This window comes from Oceanobacillus massiliensis str. N'diop, from assembly GCF_000285495.1.
GTDB classification, from domain to species: Bacteria; Bacillota; Bacilli; order Bacillales; family Amphibacillaceae; genus Oceanobacillus; species Oceanobacillus massiliensis.
The window spans coordinates 276,048-292,108 of record NZ_HE610978.1 but is presented as its reverse complement, the minus strand read 5'-3'; the positions used below and the strand labels follow the sequence as shown (position 1 = coordinate 292,108).

The window sequence follows — 16,061 nt, the reverse complement described above, 5'->3', positions numbered from 1 at the left end:
AACTACTCCTTTAAAACAGAATCAACATAGATTTGCGGGTCCAGCAGATAAGCAGCAATCGAATCTGCAATCGGATAGAATAACTCAGCGCCAGCACCAAGCACCACCGTAAGTGACAATAGAAAAACGACTGGTGCTACCATGCCTTTAATTGGTTTCTTTTCTATCCCGGCCATTGCCTCTTCATCCCCCCAGAACCCTCGTACGAAGATTTTTATGATGGAATAGAGGATCAGCAGGCTTGTCAGCAATCCGATTATTGCAAGGATGATCAAATCACTTTTAAATGCCCCTTCAAGCAGCAGCAGCTTGCCGATAAATCCACTGAAAGGCGGAATTCCTGCCAATACGAATGCAGAGATGAATAACAGCCATCCGAGCACGGGATAATGATGGATCAGCCCATTCATTTTCCTTAAATCCGACGTGCCGGCCACATAGACAATGATACCAATCAGCAGAAACAACGCTGACTTTACAATCATATCCTGAATCAGGTAATAGATGGAGCCGCTTAATGCTGCCTGGTTGAATATTCCAATCCCCATTAAGACGTATCCAATGGCAGGAATAATGTTATAGGCAACGATGAGTTTAACATTATTGGTTGATAACGCGCCGATAACCCCGAATATCATGGACAATCCAGCTATCCATAAAAAGATATCATGTGTCAAATCAATTCTATAGATAAAAATTAATGTAAACACCCTGATTAGAGAGTATACCCCGACTTTAGTGAGCAAAGCACCAAACAGAGCAGAAATTAATGGATTGGGCACTATGTACGAATTCGGTAACCAGTAGTAAAGCGGGAAGACAGCTGCTTTCGTTGCAAAGACGAAAAAGAGCAATATTCCAATTGTCGTTAAGATGCCTTGTTGATCGATCTCCTGTACACGCTGGGCAATCTGAGCCATGTTAATGGTGCCGACAACCCCATAAAGGAAGGCTACTGCCGTAACAAATAGCATGGAGGAAAATAGATTGATCAAAAGATATTTCACAGACTCTCTTAACTGTACTTTCCCGCCACCAAGCACAATCAATGCATAGGAAGCCATCAGCAGCACTTCAAAAAATACGAAAAGGTTAAATAGGTCACCAGTTATGAAGGCACCTGATACCCCTGTAATCAGGAAAAAGTAGAAGGGGTAGAAATAAAATCGTTCTTTCTCACCCAATCCGGCATAGGGTGCAAAAAAAGCACCTGCCACTGAAATTATATTTGTTGTAAGTACAAGGACGGCTGCAAGTGAGTCTAAAACAAGCACAATACCATAAGGTGCCACCCAACCTCCCGTTTCCAGTACAATCGTTCCGTGTTCAATTACCTGCCAGGCAATGTAGACGGAAGCCCCTAGACTTACAACTGAAAAAATCTTGGTCAGCATTCTGGAAACATTGACTTTTGAATTGAAAAATATAAGAATTACAGCTGATATTAACGGTATAAGTATTGGTAGAACAGCTAGATTACTCATTCGGATTACCCCTCAACTCTTCCATATTATCTGTTTTGTTTTCCTGTGTTGTACGGTATGCCAGTACCAGCAAAAGGGCGGTAATACCGAAACTGATAACGATCGATGTCAGGATCAGGGCCTGGGGCAACGGATCGGTATAGTCTGTTATACCCTCTGTCAAAACCGGAGCCATACCTGTTTTTAATTTACCCATTGTCAGTATGAACAAATGGGCTCCATGTGATAGTAAAACCGTACCGATGATAATTCGGAGCAATTGTTTTTGCAAAAGATTATAGATTGCTGTTGCAAACAATACTCCCGCGAGAATCAAAATAATGATTTCCAATTATTTCGCCTCCTTATTTTTGGTCATCTTTATGAGGCCGAATACTGCTAGTGCAGCAATTCCCAGCACGGTTATTTCAAATAATGTATCCAGTCCGCGCATATCTACAAGGATTACATTGACAACATTATCTCCACCACCAAGCTTATAGGAGGTTTCCAGGAAGTAATCCGATATAGAGTCAAACCAATTCGTGCTATGTGCTGAGATGCCAATCAATGTCATCATCGCTCCAAAGCCGACTGATATAATCAGATTCAATGATATGGTACGAGCGCTTTCTACACGCTTTTCCATTTTAGGCAGGTGATAGAAACAAAGCAGGAAGAGCGCAATGGATACTGTTTCGATTACGAGCTGTGTTAGAGCAATATCCGGTGCACGGTATATTGCGAAAAGCATAGAAACCCCATAGCCGACAATTCCGACAACGAGAATCGCAGCCAGATTATTTTTAGTAAAGAGTGTAGCAACTGCACCGATTATGATAATGATTACAACGGAAATCTCCAGGCTGCTAAGATCGGCAGTGTCGGCAAAGCTTATCGTGAATCCGCCAGTGATTATCATGATTGCCGTTGTTACGACAAACATCGCACCGAGAATTAGGGCCATATACGTTTTTAAAGATCCAGTCATATACGTATTGGTGATAGCCTCTGAATAACTATCCACTTTGTCGATCAACCAGTCATAAGCCTTATTCAAGCTTAATTTACCAGGGAGAACATTATATACCATGGTCCATTTTTTACGCGTAAGGAACAGTAGAGTTCCGATTGCTACGACAATGAGTGACATAATAAATGGTGTACTGTCCCAGCCATGCCAATAATGGATGCTTGCAAACTCTGCACCGCTGTTTACTGCTTCAGCTGCGTGCAGAAGGAATGGTGCGTTGACCATATCCGGGAAGATACCAATCAGGATAACTCCCAATATAAGAATGATAGGGGAGATTAACATTCCGATTGGTGCTTCATGTGGCTTCTTTGGTAATTTATCGACATGATTTGATCCGGTAAAGACACCAAAGAAATAATACATGGAATACACAAAGGTAAAGATACTTGCCAATACCGCCAAATAAGGGATTGCTTGGCTAAGCAGGTCGATGCCTTCCAAATCAGCAGCGGCACCAAAAAACAATTCCTTACTATAGAAGCCATTCAGAAACGGCAATGGAACCCCGGCCATGGAAAATGTACCGAATAGAGCAAGTGTCGCGGTCATCGGCATAAAGGTCATCAGCCCACCTAGTTTACGGATATCTCTTGTCCCTGTTTCATGATCGATAATACCCGTAACCATAAATAAACTTCCTTTAAAGGTTGCATGATTCAGAATATGGAACACGGCAGCAAAGGCTGCTGCTTCCGTACCGAATCCAAGCATTGCCATAATCATACCAAGCTGGCTGATTGTTGAAAAGGCAAGGATTGCTTTAAGATCAGTTTGTCTCACAGCCATATAAGCTCCCCAGGACATCGTAACGATTCCCACAAGACTTACAATGATAAAGAACCATTCATACGTAGCGAAGATCGGTGAAAATCTCGCTACCAAAAAGATACCCGCTTTCACCATCGTTGCAGAGTGCAGATAAGCACTGACAGGCGTAGGAGCTTCCATTGCATCCGGCAGCCAGATATGGAAAGGGAATTGGGCAGATTTGGTAAAGGCTCCAAGTAATATCAATAAGAGAATCAAAAGCAAATAATCACTGTTCAGAATGGAATCCACTTGAGCAATCATTCCCTGAATGCTCGTTGTACCCGTAACAAGCGTTAGCAGAATGAATCCACCGAGCATGCTCAGTCCGCCAAACACCGTAATAAGCATGGATTTTTGTGCGCCATATCTTGAACGCTCCTTGAAATTCCAATAACCAATTAGCAGGAATGAGGAAATGGATGTCAATTCCCAGAATGTATAAAGTACAAATACATTATCGGAAAGAACAACACCGAGCATTGCCGCCATAAACATTAATAAATAGACATAAAAAGAACCAAGCTTCTCTGATTTGTTCAGATAAAATACAGAGTATAAAACTACCAGCGCCCCAATACCACTGATGAGCAGTACAAATAGTAAGCTTAAGCCATCAAGATAGAAATCAAAGTTGATACCCATTGATGGTATCCAGTTAACGGTTTCCCTTATGGGCTGGAAATTTCTCCCGATATGACTGGCAAAGGATATAAATATAATCAGTGGTATGAAAAAAACAAAAATACCAGTATGTATTTTATCTTTAATCCTACTCAGTAGTGGAACAAATAGGGCCAAAATCAGTGGAGCGAAAATTGCGTAAATCATCTAATGGTATTCCTCCTTAGCAGTAACAAGAATGTGATTTTTTTCTTTAGTAATGGGTAGTGTGGTATTGATTCTTACATGGGGCAGTTTTACTGGCATGCCTGTTTTAAACTGGTGGATCTTACAGGGATTTCGTTGGTTTCATGCGATTGGTACACAATTCATTCAGTTTGATTATGTAAAAAACATACTTTAGGACAGTTTAACACAATTAACAGGCTCTTAAAAACAAAAAAGCCCTATCAGATAAAGATAGGGACTGCTGTTTTATATGATGTATCAGGTTTCAAATGTAATTTCATTTTCATGAAGATATCAGGTTTGCTGGCCTTCAAAAAGGTGAAAACGATGAAAAGCAAGGAGATTCCTAAATCAACCCAGTTTAGGATGTTTTATTTTATGGGATAAACATCGTTTATGAATCTCTTCTTCAAATAGAGACAGGAAATCAGGGCTTAAATTCAATTCGTATGCTGTATAATAGGACTCCAGCAATAGTTCGTCGGATAAACTTTCCACAATATAGCCCTCCTACATTTATTTTTCTTGTTTGAAGTTATTAATAATTTAACATGTTTCTATTTTGAGGACAAGGCGGAAGTTATATACATGGGGCTGTAGATAACTTGTGTATAAAGGTGTTTTAAAAGCTCACTAATTCCCCTGTTATCCATTTTTTCTTGTTGGCAAAGTTATCCACAATGCGAAAAACAATAGAATTTGTCGAACGATTTTTTCAGATTTTATCGATTATTTGGGAATTAACGAAGCTTTTCATTCATATCCTGATAATTTAACTAGACTTTATAGTCGAATGGAACCATGGCCGAATGAGAAATAATTGATACCTTATCCACAAAATCGGAAATACCATGCGCTTTCCGCGGACTCACGCTAAGCCAAGCTTGCTTCTGAGCAAACTGAAAGCGCCTGCCCGGAGCGGAAATCAGCCGGTGCTGTTGCGTCGTAGTTAATAAATTTCGTGACAAACTGAGACAGCCATACTATTTAAGAAGTTTTCGCTGTAAAACGGTAGTAAGTTATTATAGGATTAGGTTATAATGTGGTATTGTATATATTCAGTACATATGAAAGCATTGAGGTGTAAGGAATGTTAAAGTATTTTCTGCCGAATCAGCATGTAAAAACGGTGTTTGATATACAGCCGGAAACATTGAAAGAAAGAGGCATAAAGGGAATAATTACCGACCTTGATAATACGTTGGTAGCCTGGGATGTGAAAGATGCAACCTCCGAAGTGCTTCAATGGTTTAAAATAATGAAGGACCATGATATAAAAGTAACTATTATTTCAAACAATAATCAGGAACGAGTGGAGATATTTTCCGAGCCGCTGGGAACACCTTTTGTCTACAGTGCCAGAAAACCGTTGAGTAAAGCTTTTAAGACCGTGGCCAGGGAAATGGAATTAAAGAAGGAAGAAGTAGTTGTGATAGGCGATCAGCTGCTTACAGATGTACTTGGCGGCAACCTAGCGGGATTTTATACGGTGCTTGTAGTACCGATAGTCAAGACAGATGGAAAAATCACGAAAATCAACCGGTCTATCGAACGCAGAATCTTAAACTATATGCGTCGTAAGGGCAAAATCAGCTGGGAGGAATAGATTTGGAAACGATATATTGCCAAGGGTGCGGTGCGCCAATCCAGACAGAAGATCCGAATGCAATAGGGTATACACCGGCCTCATCACTCGAAAAAGAAGATATATTATGTAAGCGATGTTTCCGACTGAAACATTATAATGAAATACAGGATGTCTCGATTACAGATGATGATTTCTTGCAAATGGTCAGTTCCATAAGAGAAGCAAATGGTCTTGTTGTCCATGTGATTGATATATTTGATGTTGATGGAAGTTTAATTAAGAGTCTCCCAAGGATCACTGGCGACAATCCAATTATACTGGTAGGAAACAAACTTGACCTATTGCCAAAGTCAACCAATCGCAACAAGCTGGAACAATGGCTGCGTACAGAGGCAAAAGATGCCGGTATTAAAGTTAAGGATGTGTTCTTGATTTCTTCGGTTAAGGGTACTGGAATCGAGGAGCTGACAGAGCAGATTGAATGGTATCGCAACAATAAGAATGTCTATATTGTAGGTACAACGAATGTGGGGAAATCAACGTTCATTAATCGTTTGATTAAGCAGTCGACAGGAATGGGCGAAGTAATTACAACTTCCTATTTTCCGGGGACAACACTTGGGTTTATTGAGATTCCTTTGGATGAGAATACATCACTTATTGACACTCCGGGAATTGTCAATAAGCAGCAAATGGCTCATTATATTTCTGATGAAGATTTGAAGATCATCACTCCCAAAAAAGAAATAAAAGCAAGGGTATACCAATTGAACAGTCAACAAACGCTATACTTCGGCGGTTTGGCCAGGATCGACTTTATCAAGGGTGACAGACAATCATTTGTTTGCTATTTTTCAAATGAACTGCCCATTCACCGTACAAAGCTTGAAAAAGCCGATGAATTGTATGAAAACCATGCCGGGGAGTTATTGTCTCCGCCAAATGAGAAGACATTGGAACAATTACCGAAGCTGGTGGAGAGCACCTTTAAGATTGATGGAGAAAAAACAGATATTGTTTTCCCTGGTCTGGGGTGGGTCAGTATTGCCGGAGCAAATACAACCGTCACAGCACACAGTCCAAAAGGTGTTGCAGTTTCCAAAAGAAAATCACTGTTGTAAAAAGGAGAGATACTATGGGATATCGCTTCAAACTTATTGGCTACCCAATCAAACACTCCCTTTCTCCATGGATCCATGAGCAGTTTCTCAAGAAATCAAAACTGAAGGGGATTTATTCGATATTTGAAATAAGCCCCGAAAAGTCTTTAGAAGAAAGCGTGCAACATCTTAAAAGGGAAGAAACTGATGGTTTCAATGTTACCGTACCTTATAAACAGGCGATTATTCCTTTTCTGGATGAAATCGATGATACTGCGAGAAACATGGGGGCCGTTAATACGGTAGTAAAAAAGAATAATCGTTGGATTGGCTATAATACCGACGGAATGGGGTATTTACGCTCGCTTGAAAATAAATACCCGGAATTTGTTCAGAATAAAAATATACGTATATTATTGATTGGTGCTGGTGGTGCTGCAAGAGCAATCTATTTTGCACTTAACCATTCAGGGTTTACAGCGATTGATATAGCCAACCGAACCCCTGGGAGTGCCAGAGAAATTTCGGAACTTGCAAGCAACTCCTGCAAATCAAACATATTGTCTTTGGGTGAGGCAGAAAAGTGTATCGATCAATATGACTTAATCATCCAGACGACATCTGTAGGTATGAAACCGCATGTGAATGAGGCAATCCTATCATTGGATAGACTGACCTCAGACACAATCGTCAGTGACATTGTGTATCAGCCATTACAGACTAAGTTTCTTCAACAGGCGCAAAATCGCGGAGCGATGCTGCATTATGGCCATACGATGTTGCTTTATCAGGCACAATATGCATTCGAGATTTGGACAGACAGACAATTGTCAATTAATGATTTAGATGTGAAACTAAAAGCTGTATTGGAAGGAAGATAATATGTTAACAGGTAAACAAAAAGGTTTTTTAAGGTCAGAGGCACATCATTTGAAGCCGATTTTCCAGGTTGGAAAAACGGGTGTAAATGAAAATATGATTGAACAGATCGGAGAAGCATTGGAAAAAAGAGAATTGCTGAAAGTAAGCGTACTTCAGAATTGTATGGAAGATAAGGATACAGTAGCCGAACAGCTTTCTGAAGGTACCCATTCTGATATCGTACAAGTAATCGGCAATAATATTGTCCTTTATAAGGAATCAAAGGAAAATAAGCAGCTGCAGTTACCTTAAAGTTAAATAGAGGGGTTTAAAATGAAACGAATCGGAATATTGGGCGGCACATTCGATCCGCCGCATCTGGGACATCTGCTGATTGCAGAAGAGGTAAGGACGGCGATGGAACTTGCTGAAGTTTGGTTCATCCCAACCTATACTCCCCCGCACAAAGCAGCTTCGATGACAAACGCAGAAGATCGGATAAACATGCTGCAATTGGCGACAGATAATAATCCTTTCTTTAAAGTAAATACCATTGAAATAGAACGATCGGGAAAATCATATACATTGGATACAATGAGAATTTTGAAACAGAAGCATCCGGATAAGGAATTTTATTTCATTATTGGTGCAGATATGGTTGAATACTTGCCGCACTGGAACAAAATTGATGAACTGCTTTATCTTGTAAACTTTGTTGGAGTCAAACGGGCAGGCTACAAGCTGCATTCAGAGTATCCTATTTCCGAAGTAGATATTCCGATGATTGATATTTCATCTTCTATGCTAAGAAAAAGGCTGCGGTCAGAGAAGGATGTTCGCTATATTGTACCTGAAGCAGTGATAAGCTATATCAAGGAGCATCATTTATATGAAGATTGAGCTTGCAATAGAAAAGGTTAAACCACATTTGACCGACGCGAGGTTTCAACATACACTCCGCGTTGCAGAGACTGCAGTAAAATTAGCGGAGCAATATAAAGCTTCGTCAGTAAAAGCTGAGCTTGCAGCGGTCTTTCATGATTATGCCAAATACCGGCCTATAGACGAGTTGGCGCGCTGGATAAAGAGAACATCTTTGCCGAAGGATCTGCTCGAGTATCACCATGAATTATGGCATGGACCTGTTGGATCCATACTTGTCGAGATTGAACATGGGATAGCAGATCGTGAAATTCAGGATGCCATTTATTATCATACAACAGGAAAAGCCTATATGAGTAAATTGGATAAAATTATATTTCTGGCCGACTATATAGAACCGGGCAGGAAATTTCCTGGAGTTGATGAAGTAAGAGAAATGGCTAAACAGGATTTGACAAAGGCTTGCTGGATGGCATCCAGAAATACGATTGCCCATCTGATGAATAAGAACGCCACGATCTATCCAGACAGTTTTCATGCTTACAATGATTTGACTAAACAAATAAACGGAGGGAATTAATTATATGGAGAATAAACAACTTGTTGAAATAATTGCTGAGGCTTGTGATGATAAGCGCGCTGAGGATATTATTGCATTGGATATGAATCAAGTATCATTAGTTGCAGATTATTTCTTGATTTGCCACGGAAACACAGAAAGACAGGTACAGGCAATTGCTAGGGGAATTAAAGAAGCAATGGATGAAAAAGGGATAGATGTTAAGCGGATAGAAGGACTCGAGCAGGCCCGCTGGGTTCTGGTGGACATTGGAGATATCGTATGCCACGTTTTCCATAAAGATGAAAGGCACTACTATAATCTGGAAAGACTATGGGGAGATGCTGCCCAGGTGCCGCTGCAATTGGGGCAGGAAGGCTAATCGATGGCATATCAGGAAATGGCAACATTGTACGATAAATTAATGCTGAATGCACCATATGATGAGTGGATTGCTTTTACGGAACAGGTACTGAATGAGTCAGGGAAAAATATCACGAAGATAGCGGATCTTGGCTGCGGAACTGGCGAAATTACAACCAGATTGGCTCAAGCGGGCTATTCGATGACCGGGATTGACTATTCTGCCGATATGCTTACCTATGCAGCACACAAGGCGAGCGAGAAAAATCTGTCCATTCAATGGCTCCAGCAGGATTTAATAAATCTGACCGGATTAATGGACTACGATGCTGCAATCAGTTTTTGCGATGTAATCAATTATATTACAGAGCCTGCTGAGCTTGAGAAAACCTTCCAAAACGTGGCAGAGTCGCTGAAGCCGGGTGGGATTTTCATGTTTGATGTTCATTCGCTTTTTCAGGTGGAGCAGCATTATATTAACCAGACATTTGCCGATGTGACAGAGGAAGCTTCCTATATCTGGTTTTGTTCGGCGGGCGATGAGCGCGGTGAGATGTTTCATGACTTGACCTTCTTCGCACTTGATGGGGAAGATTATAAGCGATTTGATGAATATCATCATCAAAAAACCTACTCTGTTGATTTTTATAAAAATCTTTTAAGGCATGCAGGCTTCGAAAATCTGAAAGTATTTGCAGATTTTTCATTAAAGCAAAATTTCATAGAAGAAAAGGCAGAAAGAATTTTCTTTTTGGCCGAAAAAAGATCGGAATAATTATCTTATTCCGGTCTTTTCTTTTGTGCAGGATTTTTAAGGCAAATGTCGAAATAGACTATAGAACACATTATTACACCATCTTCTCCACTGTTAAATTTTATTTGGAAGGAGGTATTCCGATTGCTGGAGCTCTTCAAAAAATCCTCTTTTTTTATTGCTGCTGCAGTTGTTGTAATCCTCTTTATTATCTTTACAAATGAAGACGAGGAGACAATAGCAAACAACCTTCACCCAGCAGAAGCAACCGATAATTTACAGGAAGAGCGGTCTGAGATCGATCAGCTCAGTGAAACAGCTATAATTGATGTAAAAGGAGCGGTTTCAAGTCCGGGAGTATATGAAATGGATTTGGATGCGAGAGTGAATGACGTCATTCAAGCAGCGGGAGGATTTACAGCAGATGCCGATCAATCACAGGTAAACCTAGCTCAAAAAGTACAAGATGAAATGATAATCATAGTTCCGGACATGGGAGAGTTGACCGACAGCAATGCATCGTCTGCAAGCCAGAATGGCAAGCTGCGAATAAATTATGCCGTCCAGGAAGAGGTAGAAACATTACCGGGTATCGGTCCGTCAAAGGCCGAGGCAATTATCCGGCATAGGGAGGAATTTGGCTATTTTCAAACAATTGAGGATTTGCTTCAAGTGTCAGGAATTGGTGAGAAGACTTTAGAAAATCTGGAAGACAAAATACAGGTTCCATAATTGCAGTATGGTTTATAGCATTGACGAAGCTTCAATCCGGAATGTAAACTGGTAATAATCACATAAAAAGGGGAATGCACAGAGATGGAAAGAATATCATGGGACCAGTATTTTATGGCACAAAGCCATTTACTGGCACTTAGAAGCACATGCACTAGACTGATGGTAGGTGCGACCATCGTACGTGATAAGCGAATTATTGCAGGTGGTTATAATGGAAGTGTATCAGGCGGTGTCCACTGTATGGATGAAGGATGTTATGTCATTGATGGTCACTGTGTCAGGACAGTTCACGCTGAGGCGAATGCATTGTTGCAATGCGCTAAATTTGGTGTACCTACCGATAATGCGGACATCTATGTTACCCATTTTCCATGTCTGCAATGTACCAAGCAGCTGATTCAGAGCGGAATCCGGACAGTGTTCTATGCCGAGGATTACCATAATCATGAATATGCTGTACAGTTGCTTAAAGAGGCAGGTGTCAAGACAGTCAAAGTTAAACTTGATTATCTTGCGGTCGACACAAATTACCAGCAAAAGACATCACTTATCAATAATCTGTTAGGGAAACTGGAATCAATTACAGAAGACGACGAAGAAGTCCATGCTATGAAGAAAATAGCGGAGAGACTTCTTTAAAAGCTGCGTTACGAACCAGTCTTGAAAAATAATCGAAATAGGTGACTAAGCTATTGAAAGGATATTGGCATTTTCCGGCTCTGGCGGCCGCGGCTGCAATCTGTGCTGTATATAGTCAGCAATACTGGATTATCTTCAGTTTTATATTTTGGCTCTTCTATCTGTTTCATCATGAGCTGCTAGGGAAGTGGACCATTATCATTTCCTTGGCTGTCCTCATTTTTTTTAGCTTTTATATCCCCTCCTTAGATAAGGGAATCGCCACGGAACATTCCTTACCCTCAGAAACTAGCCTCTATAATGGGCAAATCACAGGACCAGTAACCATAACAGATGATAAGGTTGAATTTGTGTTCTCTGAAAAGCACTCCCATCATGATATCCTCATCCTTTACTTTCCTGATGACAACGAAGAATCTATAAGAAAAAACCCCAAAGGCTCTTATCTGAAATCTGGGGCTGAATGCCAATTGACAGGGCTTGCAGAGTTACCCGAAGAAATCAGGAATCCTGGTCAATTTGACTATCGGCGTTATTTGGAGACGAGAGGAATTGCCTATCAGCTTATAGTGGATTCCTTGGCGGATATCCAGTGCACTGGTTCTGGCTTTCTTAACCGTTTCTATATGCTGCGGGAGAGTCTTCTTCTTCATGTGGAGGAAACCCTTAGTGATTTTACGGCTTCCTGGTTAAGCGGGATAGTCTTTGGGGATGATTCCATGATTGATAAAGATACAGAAGAAGTGTTCCAGCGATGGAGCCTTTCGCACATTATAGCAATATCGGGTTCCAACATAGGACTTATCGTTGCACTGTTTTACTTTCTGCTGCTTAAACTGAATATATTAACACGGGAAAAGGCGGAGTGGGTGATGATTGCATTATTGCCAGTATATGCCTTGCTGGCAGGTGGTGAGCCTTCCGTATGGAGAGCGGCAAGCATGATTATATTTTTAATTTTCCTGAACAAATCCAGATTCAGGTTTAGCTATACGGATATCTTAAGCATTGTTTTTCTGTTGCTTATCCTGTTTGATAAGCATATTGTCTATCATATAGGGTTTCAACTGTCTTTTCTCGTGACCTTCGCTATCCTCTTATCCAGGAAATGGATAAATCAAACCTCTTCTCCATTTTGGCAGGTCCTTCAAATCAGCTTTGTCTCACAAATGGCAATCATTCCTGTTCAGTTTGCATACTTTTCCATTTTCCAGCCCCTGTCGATTATCCTCAATTTGCTTATCGTTCCATACTTTACCTTATTAGCCATTCCGTTCATGTATATATTACTGCCGTTAACATTTCTGCCGCATTCTATAGTGAGTCTACTTGATGGATTATTTGCATATGTTCACCGCATTGTGATTGGCTTCATTGAATATATCGATGAAACGCTCTTTTTTCCGCTTCTCATGGACAGGCTGCCATCTGCTGCTGCCACACTATATTTCGTTTTATTTTTTCTTTTTATGATGAATCTACAGCGCAAAAAACTATATCGTTCTATCCAGGCGGGTACATTAATGTGTTTCCTGATTGCAGGAATTGCAGCAAGACCATATTTTTCTTCAAGCGGAGTAGTTACCATGCTTGATATAGGACAGGGAGATGCCTTTGTAATTGAACTTCCATATCGCAAAGGGGTGCTGTTGATTGATGCTGGAGCAGGATTTTCGTTTGACAATATGGAAGCAACTGAAACGATCTATGATCAAATCCTGAAGCCATATCTGTATTCACGGGGGATCAGGAATATAGATGCATTGTTCCTCACACATGAAGATCTTGATCACACAGGAAGTGTCCCTTCCATTATTGATGAGATGCATGTGGAGAAAATAATCGTGAGCCATCATTTTGATGAAGCATTATTGGATGAATTCAGCGGTAATCAGAAAAAAGTGGATGTAAGGAGGGTTGGGCAGGGCGATACAATCCTAATTGGAGGACATCAATTTCACGTAATCGCACCAGGAATGGATCTATTATCGGCAAACGAGAATTCACTTGTGCTATATTCTCCATTAGGAGGGAAAGACTGGCTTTTTACAGGCGATATTGGTCAGAAAGCGGAACGGGAATTGATGCGAAATTACCCGGATATGACAGTCGATATACTTAAGGTTGCCCATCATGGCAGCAATACATCGACAGAGCAGAGCTTTTTGGATACGGTAAACCCCAGTACGGCACTCATTTCCGTTGCTGAAAATAATTCTTACGGCCATCCGGGAAGCGAAGTGCTGGACAGGCTGAGAGAGAAAGGAATCACAATTTTAAGAACGGACAGATATGGGGCAGTCCAATATTTTTATGATCAGGATGATGGAACATTTTTCACCTTCCTGCCATAGACTACCGATGTAAGGGACAATAAAAGATTGTTCACCAGCGCCAAAAAAGAGACTGACAATGCAGTCTCTTTCGATACAATTGCAGGAATATAATTTTCGGTAAAGACTTATTGGCCGATAACGCTGATAGCAGCCCCGATAGCGAAGATTAATACAAAGAATACAAATGAGAAGGCAAATCCTTTAATGGAATCGACTACATCATTGCCTTTATACTGTACATCTTTTTCAAATTCGTTCACAATATACCCCTCCTATGTCATCAATCCTAGTATAAAATAATTTGTTCAAAAAATCTACTTTATATCCAATACATCATTTAAATTTATTTTCATCTCCATTTTTAGTAAGACTTTACATCTATACTTTTGCTGTGTCGGCATAAGCTAAAGACAAGTAAAAATATCGTTTGGCAAGCAGTTTCTAGAGCTGTAAATCAAACGTTTATATAGATGTTGGAGGGGGGATTTCCATAAGTGTTGACAAAAAGAAATTCTCCTCTCCAAATTATCACTTGCCATTCAATGCGTTCGGCTTTACCATTATAACTATACATAGTTGGAGTGAGTATGAATGTCATATATGGATGTCATGAAACAAATCAAAAGAAATGAAATAGCCCCCGTCTACCTTATTTATGGCTCGGAAGCTTTTTTTCTGCAGAATATCAAAAAAGAACTTACTAACAAGGTGCTCGCGGGAGAAGAAGATAATCTTTCCATATATGATCTGGAAGATACACCGATTCAGGAAGTGGTGACAGATGCAGAGACATATCCTTTCTTCGGTGGAAGGAAACTGATCATTGCCAATAACGCCAGCTTCCTGAAGGCAAAAGCGGACAACCTTGCTTTTGAACACGATTTCGCATACCTGGAAAGATATCTGGGACAGCCTGCAGAATATTCGGTGCTCGTTCTGATAGCGCCCTATGAGAAAATCGATGAACGGAAAAAAGTAAGTAAAATGTTAAAGAAAAATACAACCGTTGTTGTCTGCAATCCAATTAAGGAACAGGATTTAAGGCAATGGATCGATTCATTGGCGAACAGTCTGCAGATTGAGATAGCCCCAGATGCTTATGAAATTTTTGAATCTGAACTTTCTGCCAACCTTCAGCTGCTCGAGAGTGAACTGACAAAGCTTGCGTTATATGTGGGTGAAAATGGAGCCATAACCAAAGAGATAGCGGAACGCCTTATTGCCCACACTTCAAACAGTTCCTCGCTAAGGCTCGTAGATGCAGTCATCGAAAGGGACTTGCATAAGGCGATATCTATCTATAAAGACCTGCAGAAAATGAAGGAGGAGCCAATTGCGATGATTGGTTTGCTGGCATTTCAATTTCGCACTATATTACGGGCGAAATTGCTGAAACAGAAGGGTTATGGTCAATATCAAATACAAAAAAATATCGGTTCCCATCCATATGTAATTAAAATTGCTCTGAGCCGTGAGAAGAAATTTACAATTGAAAAACTTGAGGATATCATGAGTAAACTCTCTGATGCCGATGCGGTCATGAAGCAAGGAAAGATGGAGAAGGAACTTGCTTTTGAGTTATTGTTGTATGATCTAATACAGGCTACATAGGTTAAGAAGGAAAGAAATTAGATAGTTAAATAAAAATGAAATTAAACAAACAAAAACGATCCAGTTAATCTGGATCGTTTTTCTATTATAAGATATAAAATCCTATAGGCTATTCACTTTTTTAGCAAGACGGGACTTTTGACGATCGCCTGCATTTTTGTGGATCAAACCTTTTTGAACAGCTTTGTCAATATGTTTTGTTGTAGTTTGCAATGCAGCTTTAGCGTTGTCTGCATCGTTAGCTTCAATCAGACCTTCAACACGTTTAATTTCAGAACGCATTTCAGATTTCTGTGCAGTATTGGCAACACGCTTTTTCTCGTTTACACCAATACGTTTGATTGCTGATTTAACATTAGCCATATATTTCACCTCCTAGTAAGGAACGTTATTCCATTAAAGGTTAATAAAGTTCAATCATCCTCGTAAAGTTATCAAGTTTATTGTAGTCAACTTTCAGTGCGGACAAATTGTA

18 protein-coding genes are annotated in these 16,061 nt (G+C 40.3%); 12 read left to right on the top strand and 6 right to left on the bottom strand.

The genetic code is table 11. The annotated features are described in order from the left end of the window. Window positions 1-2: 2 nt before the first annotated feature. From OMHG_RS11370 to OMHG_RS11355, 4 genes are all read right to left on the bottom strand, one after another. Window positions 3-1,484, bottom strand: a complete 1,482-nt coding sequence (locus OMHG_RS11370) for a Na+/H+ antiporter subunit D (RefSeq protein ID WP_010650980.1) — start codon at window positions 1,482-1,484, stop codon at window positions 3-5. Then, entirely contained in the window at window positions 1,477-1,815 is a 339-nt protein-coding gene (locus tag OMHG_RS11365; protein ID WP_010650977.1) for a Na(+)/H(+) antiporter subunit C, read from the bottom strand. The genes OMHG_RS11370 and OMHG_RS11365 overlap by 8 nt, the downstream gene beginning before the upstream one ends. Continuing rightward, entirely contained in the window at window positions 1,816-4,137 is a 2,322-nt protein-coding gene (locus OMHG_RS11360) for a Na+/H+ antiporter subunit A (RefSeq protein ID WP_010650975.1), read from the bottom strand. It abuts the gene before it with no gap. Window positions 4,138-4,509: 372 nt separating this feature from the next. Further along, window positions 4,510-4,656, bottom strand: coding sequence for a sporulation histidine kinase inhibitor Sda (locus tag OMHG_RS11355; RefSeq protein WP_010650974.1), 147 nt, complete (start codon window positions 4,654-4,656; stop codon window positions 4,510-4,512). Between the two features lie 592 nt (window positions 4,657-5,248). Between OMHG_RS11355 and OMHG_RS11350 the strand changes: the two genes are divergently transcribed. From OMHG_RS11350 to OMHG_RS11300, 11 genes are all read left to right on the top strand, one after another. Next, a complete protein-coding gene (locus OMHG_RS11350) occupies window positions 5,249-5,764 on the top strand; it encodes a YqeG family HAD IIIA-type phosphatase (RefSeq protein WP_010650972.1) in 516 nt (171 codons plus the stop codon). Between the two features lie 2 nt (window positions 5,765-5,766). Next, window positions 5,767-6,867, top strand: coding sequence for a ribosome biogenesis GTPase YqeH (gene yqeH, locus OMHG_RS11345; RefSeq protein ID WP_010650969.1), 1,101 nt, complete (start codon window positions 5,767-5,769; stop codon window positions 6,865-6,867). Window positions 6,868-6,881: 14 nt separating this feature from the next. Then, complete coding sequence (gene aroE, locus OMHG_RS11340) at window positions 6,882-7,727, top strand: shikimate dehydrogenase (protein ID WP_010650968.1); 846 nt, start codon at window positions 6,882-6,884, stop codon at window positions 7,725-7,727. A gap of 1 nt (window position 7,728) precedes the next feature. Beyond that, complete coding sequence (gene yhbY, locus OMHG_RS11335) at window positions 7,729-8,019, top strand: ribosome assembly RNA-binding protein YhbY (RefSeq protein ID WP_010650967.1); 291 nt, start codon at window positions 7,729-7,731, stop codon at window positions 8,017-8,019. A 21-nt stretch (window positions 8,020-8,040) separates the two neighbouring features. Then, entirely contained in the window at window positions 8,041-8,607 is a 567-nt protein-coding gene (locus OMHG_RS11330; protein WP_010650966.1) for a nicotinate-nucleotide adenylyltransferase, read from the top strand. Further along, entirely contained in the window at window positions 8,597-9,169 is a 573-nt protein-coding gene (gene yqeK / locus OMHG_RS11325; protein ID WP_010650965.1) for a bis(5'-nucleosyl)-tetraphosphatase (symmetrical) YqeK, read from the top strand. The genes OMHG_RS11330 and yqeK overlap by 11 nt, the downstream gene beginning before the upstream one ends. A gap of 4 nt (window positions 9,170-9,173) precedes the next feature. Beyond that, window positions 9,174-9,530 (top strand): ribosome silencing factor, encoded by a 357-nt coding sequence (rsfS, locus tag OMHG_RS11320; RefSeq protein ID WP_010650964.1) that lies wholly within the window; start codon window positions 9,174-9,176, stop codon window positions 9,528-9,530. A 3-nt stretch (window positions 9,531-9,533) separates the two neighbouring features. Next, window positions 9,534-10,286, top strand: a complete 753-nt coding sequence (locus tag OMHG_RS11315; protein WP_010650963.1) for a class I SAM-dependent DNA methyltransferase — start codon at window positions 9,534-9,536, stop codon at window positions 10,284-10,286. A gap of 123 nt (window positions 10,287-10,409) precedes the next feature. Then, the gene (locus tag OMHG_RS11310) at window positions 10,410-10,997 is read left to right on the top strand and encodes a helix-hairpin-helix domain-containing protein (RefSeq protein ID WP_010650962.1); all 588 of its coding nucleotides are present in this window, start codon (window positions 10,410-10,412) and stop codon (window positions 10,995-10,997) included. 84 nt (window positions 10,998-11,081) lie between these two features. Beyond that, window positions 11,082-11,639, top strand: a complete 558-nt coding sequence (locus tag OMHG_RS11305) for a ComE operon protein 2 (RefSeq protein WP_010650961.1) — start codon at window positions 11,082-11,084, stop codon at window positions 11,637-11,639. Between the two features lie 41 nt (window positions 11,640-11,680). After that, the gene (locus tag OMHG_RS11300) at window positions 11,681-13,993 is read left to right on the top strand and encodes a DNA internalization-related competence protein ComEC/Rec2 (protein ID WP_147629063.1); all 2,313 of its coding nucleotides are present in this window, start codon (window positions 11,681-11,683) and stop codon (window positions 13,991-13,993) included. Between the two features lie 107 nt (window positions 13,994-14,100). Here OMHG_RS11300 and OMHG_RS17965 read toward each other — a convergent pair whose 3' ends face one another. Then, window positions 14,101-14,235 (bottom strand): YqzM family protein, encoded by a 135-nt coding sequence (locus tag OMHG_RS17965; RefSeq protein ID WP_010650957.1) that lies wholly within the window; start codon window positions 14,233-14,235, stop codon window positions 14,101-14,103. A gap of 331 nt (window positions 14,236-14,566) precedes the next feature. On the opposite strand from OMHG_RS17965, the gene holA reads away from it, so the two are divergent. Continuing rightward, window positions 14,567-15,586 (top strand): DNA polymerase III subunit delta, encoded by a 1,020-nt coding sequence (gene holA / locus OMHG_RS11290; protein WP_010650955.1) that lies wholly within the window; start codon window positions 14,567-14,569, stop codon window positions 15,584-15,586. Window positions 15,587-15,688: 102 nt separating this feature from the next. Here the strand turns inward: holA and rpsT are convergent, their stop codons facing one another. Beyond that, window positions 15,689-15,949, bottom strand: a complete 261-nt coding sequence (rpsT, locus tag OMHG_RS11285; RefSeq protein WP_010650953.1) for a 30S ribosomal protein S20 — start codon at window positions 15,947-15,949, stop codon at window positions 15,689-15,691. Window positions 15,950-16,061: the final 112 nt, after the last annotated feature.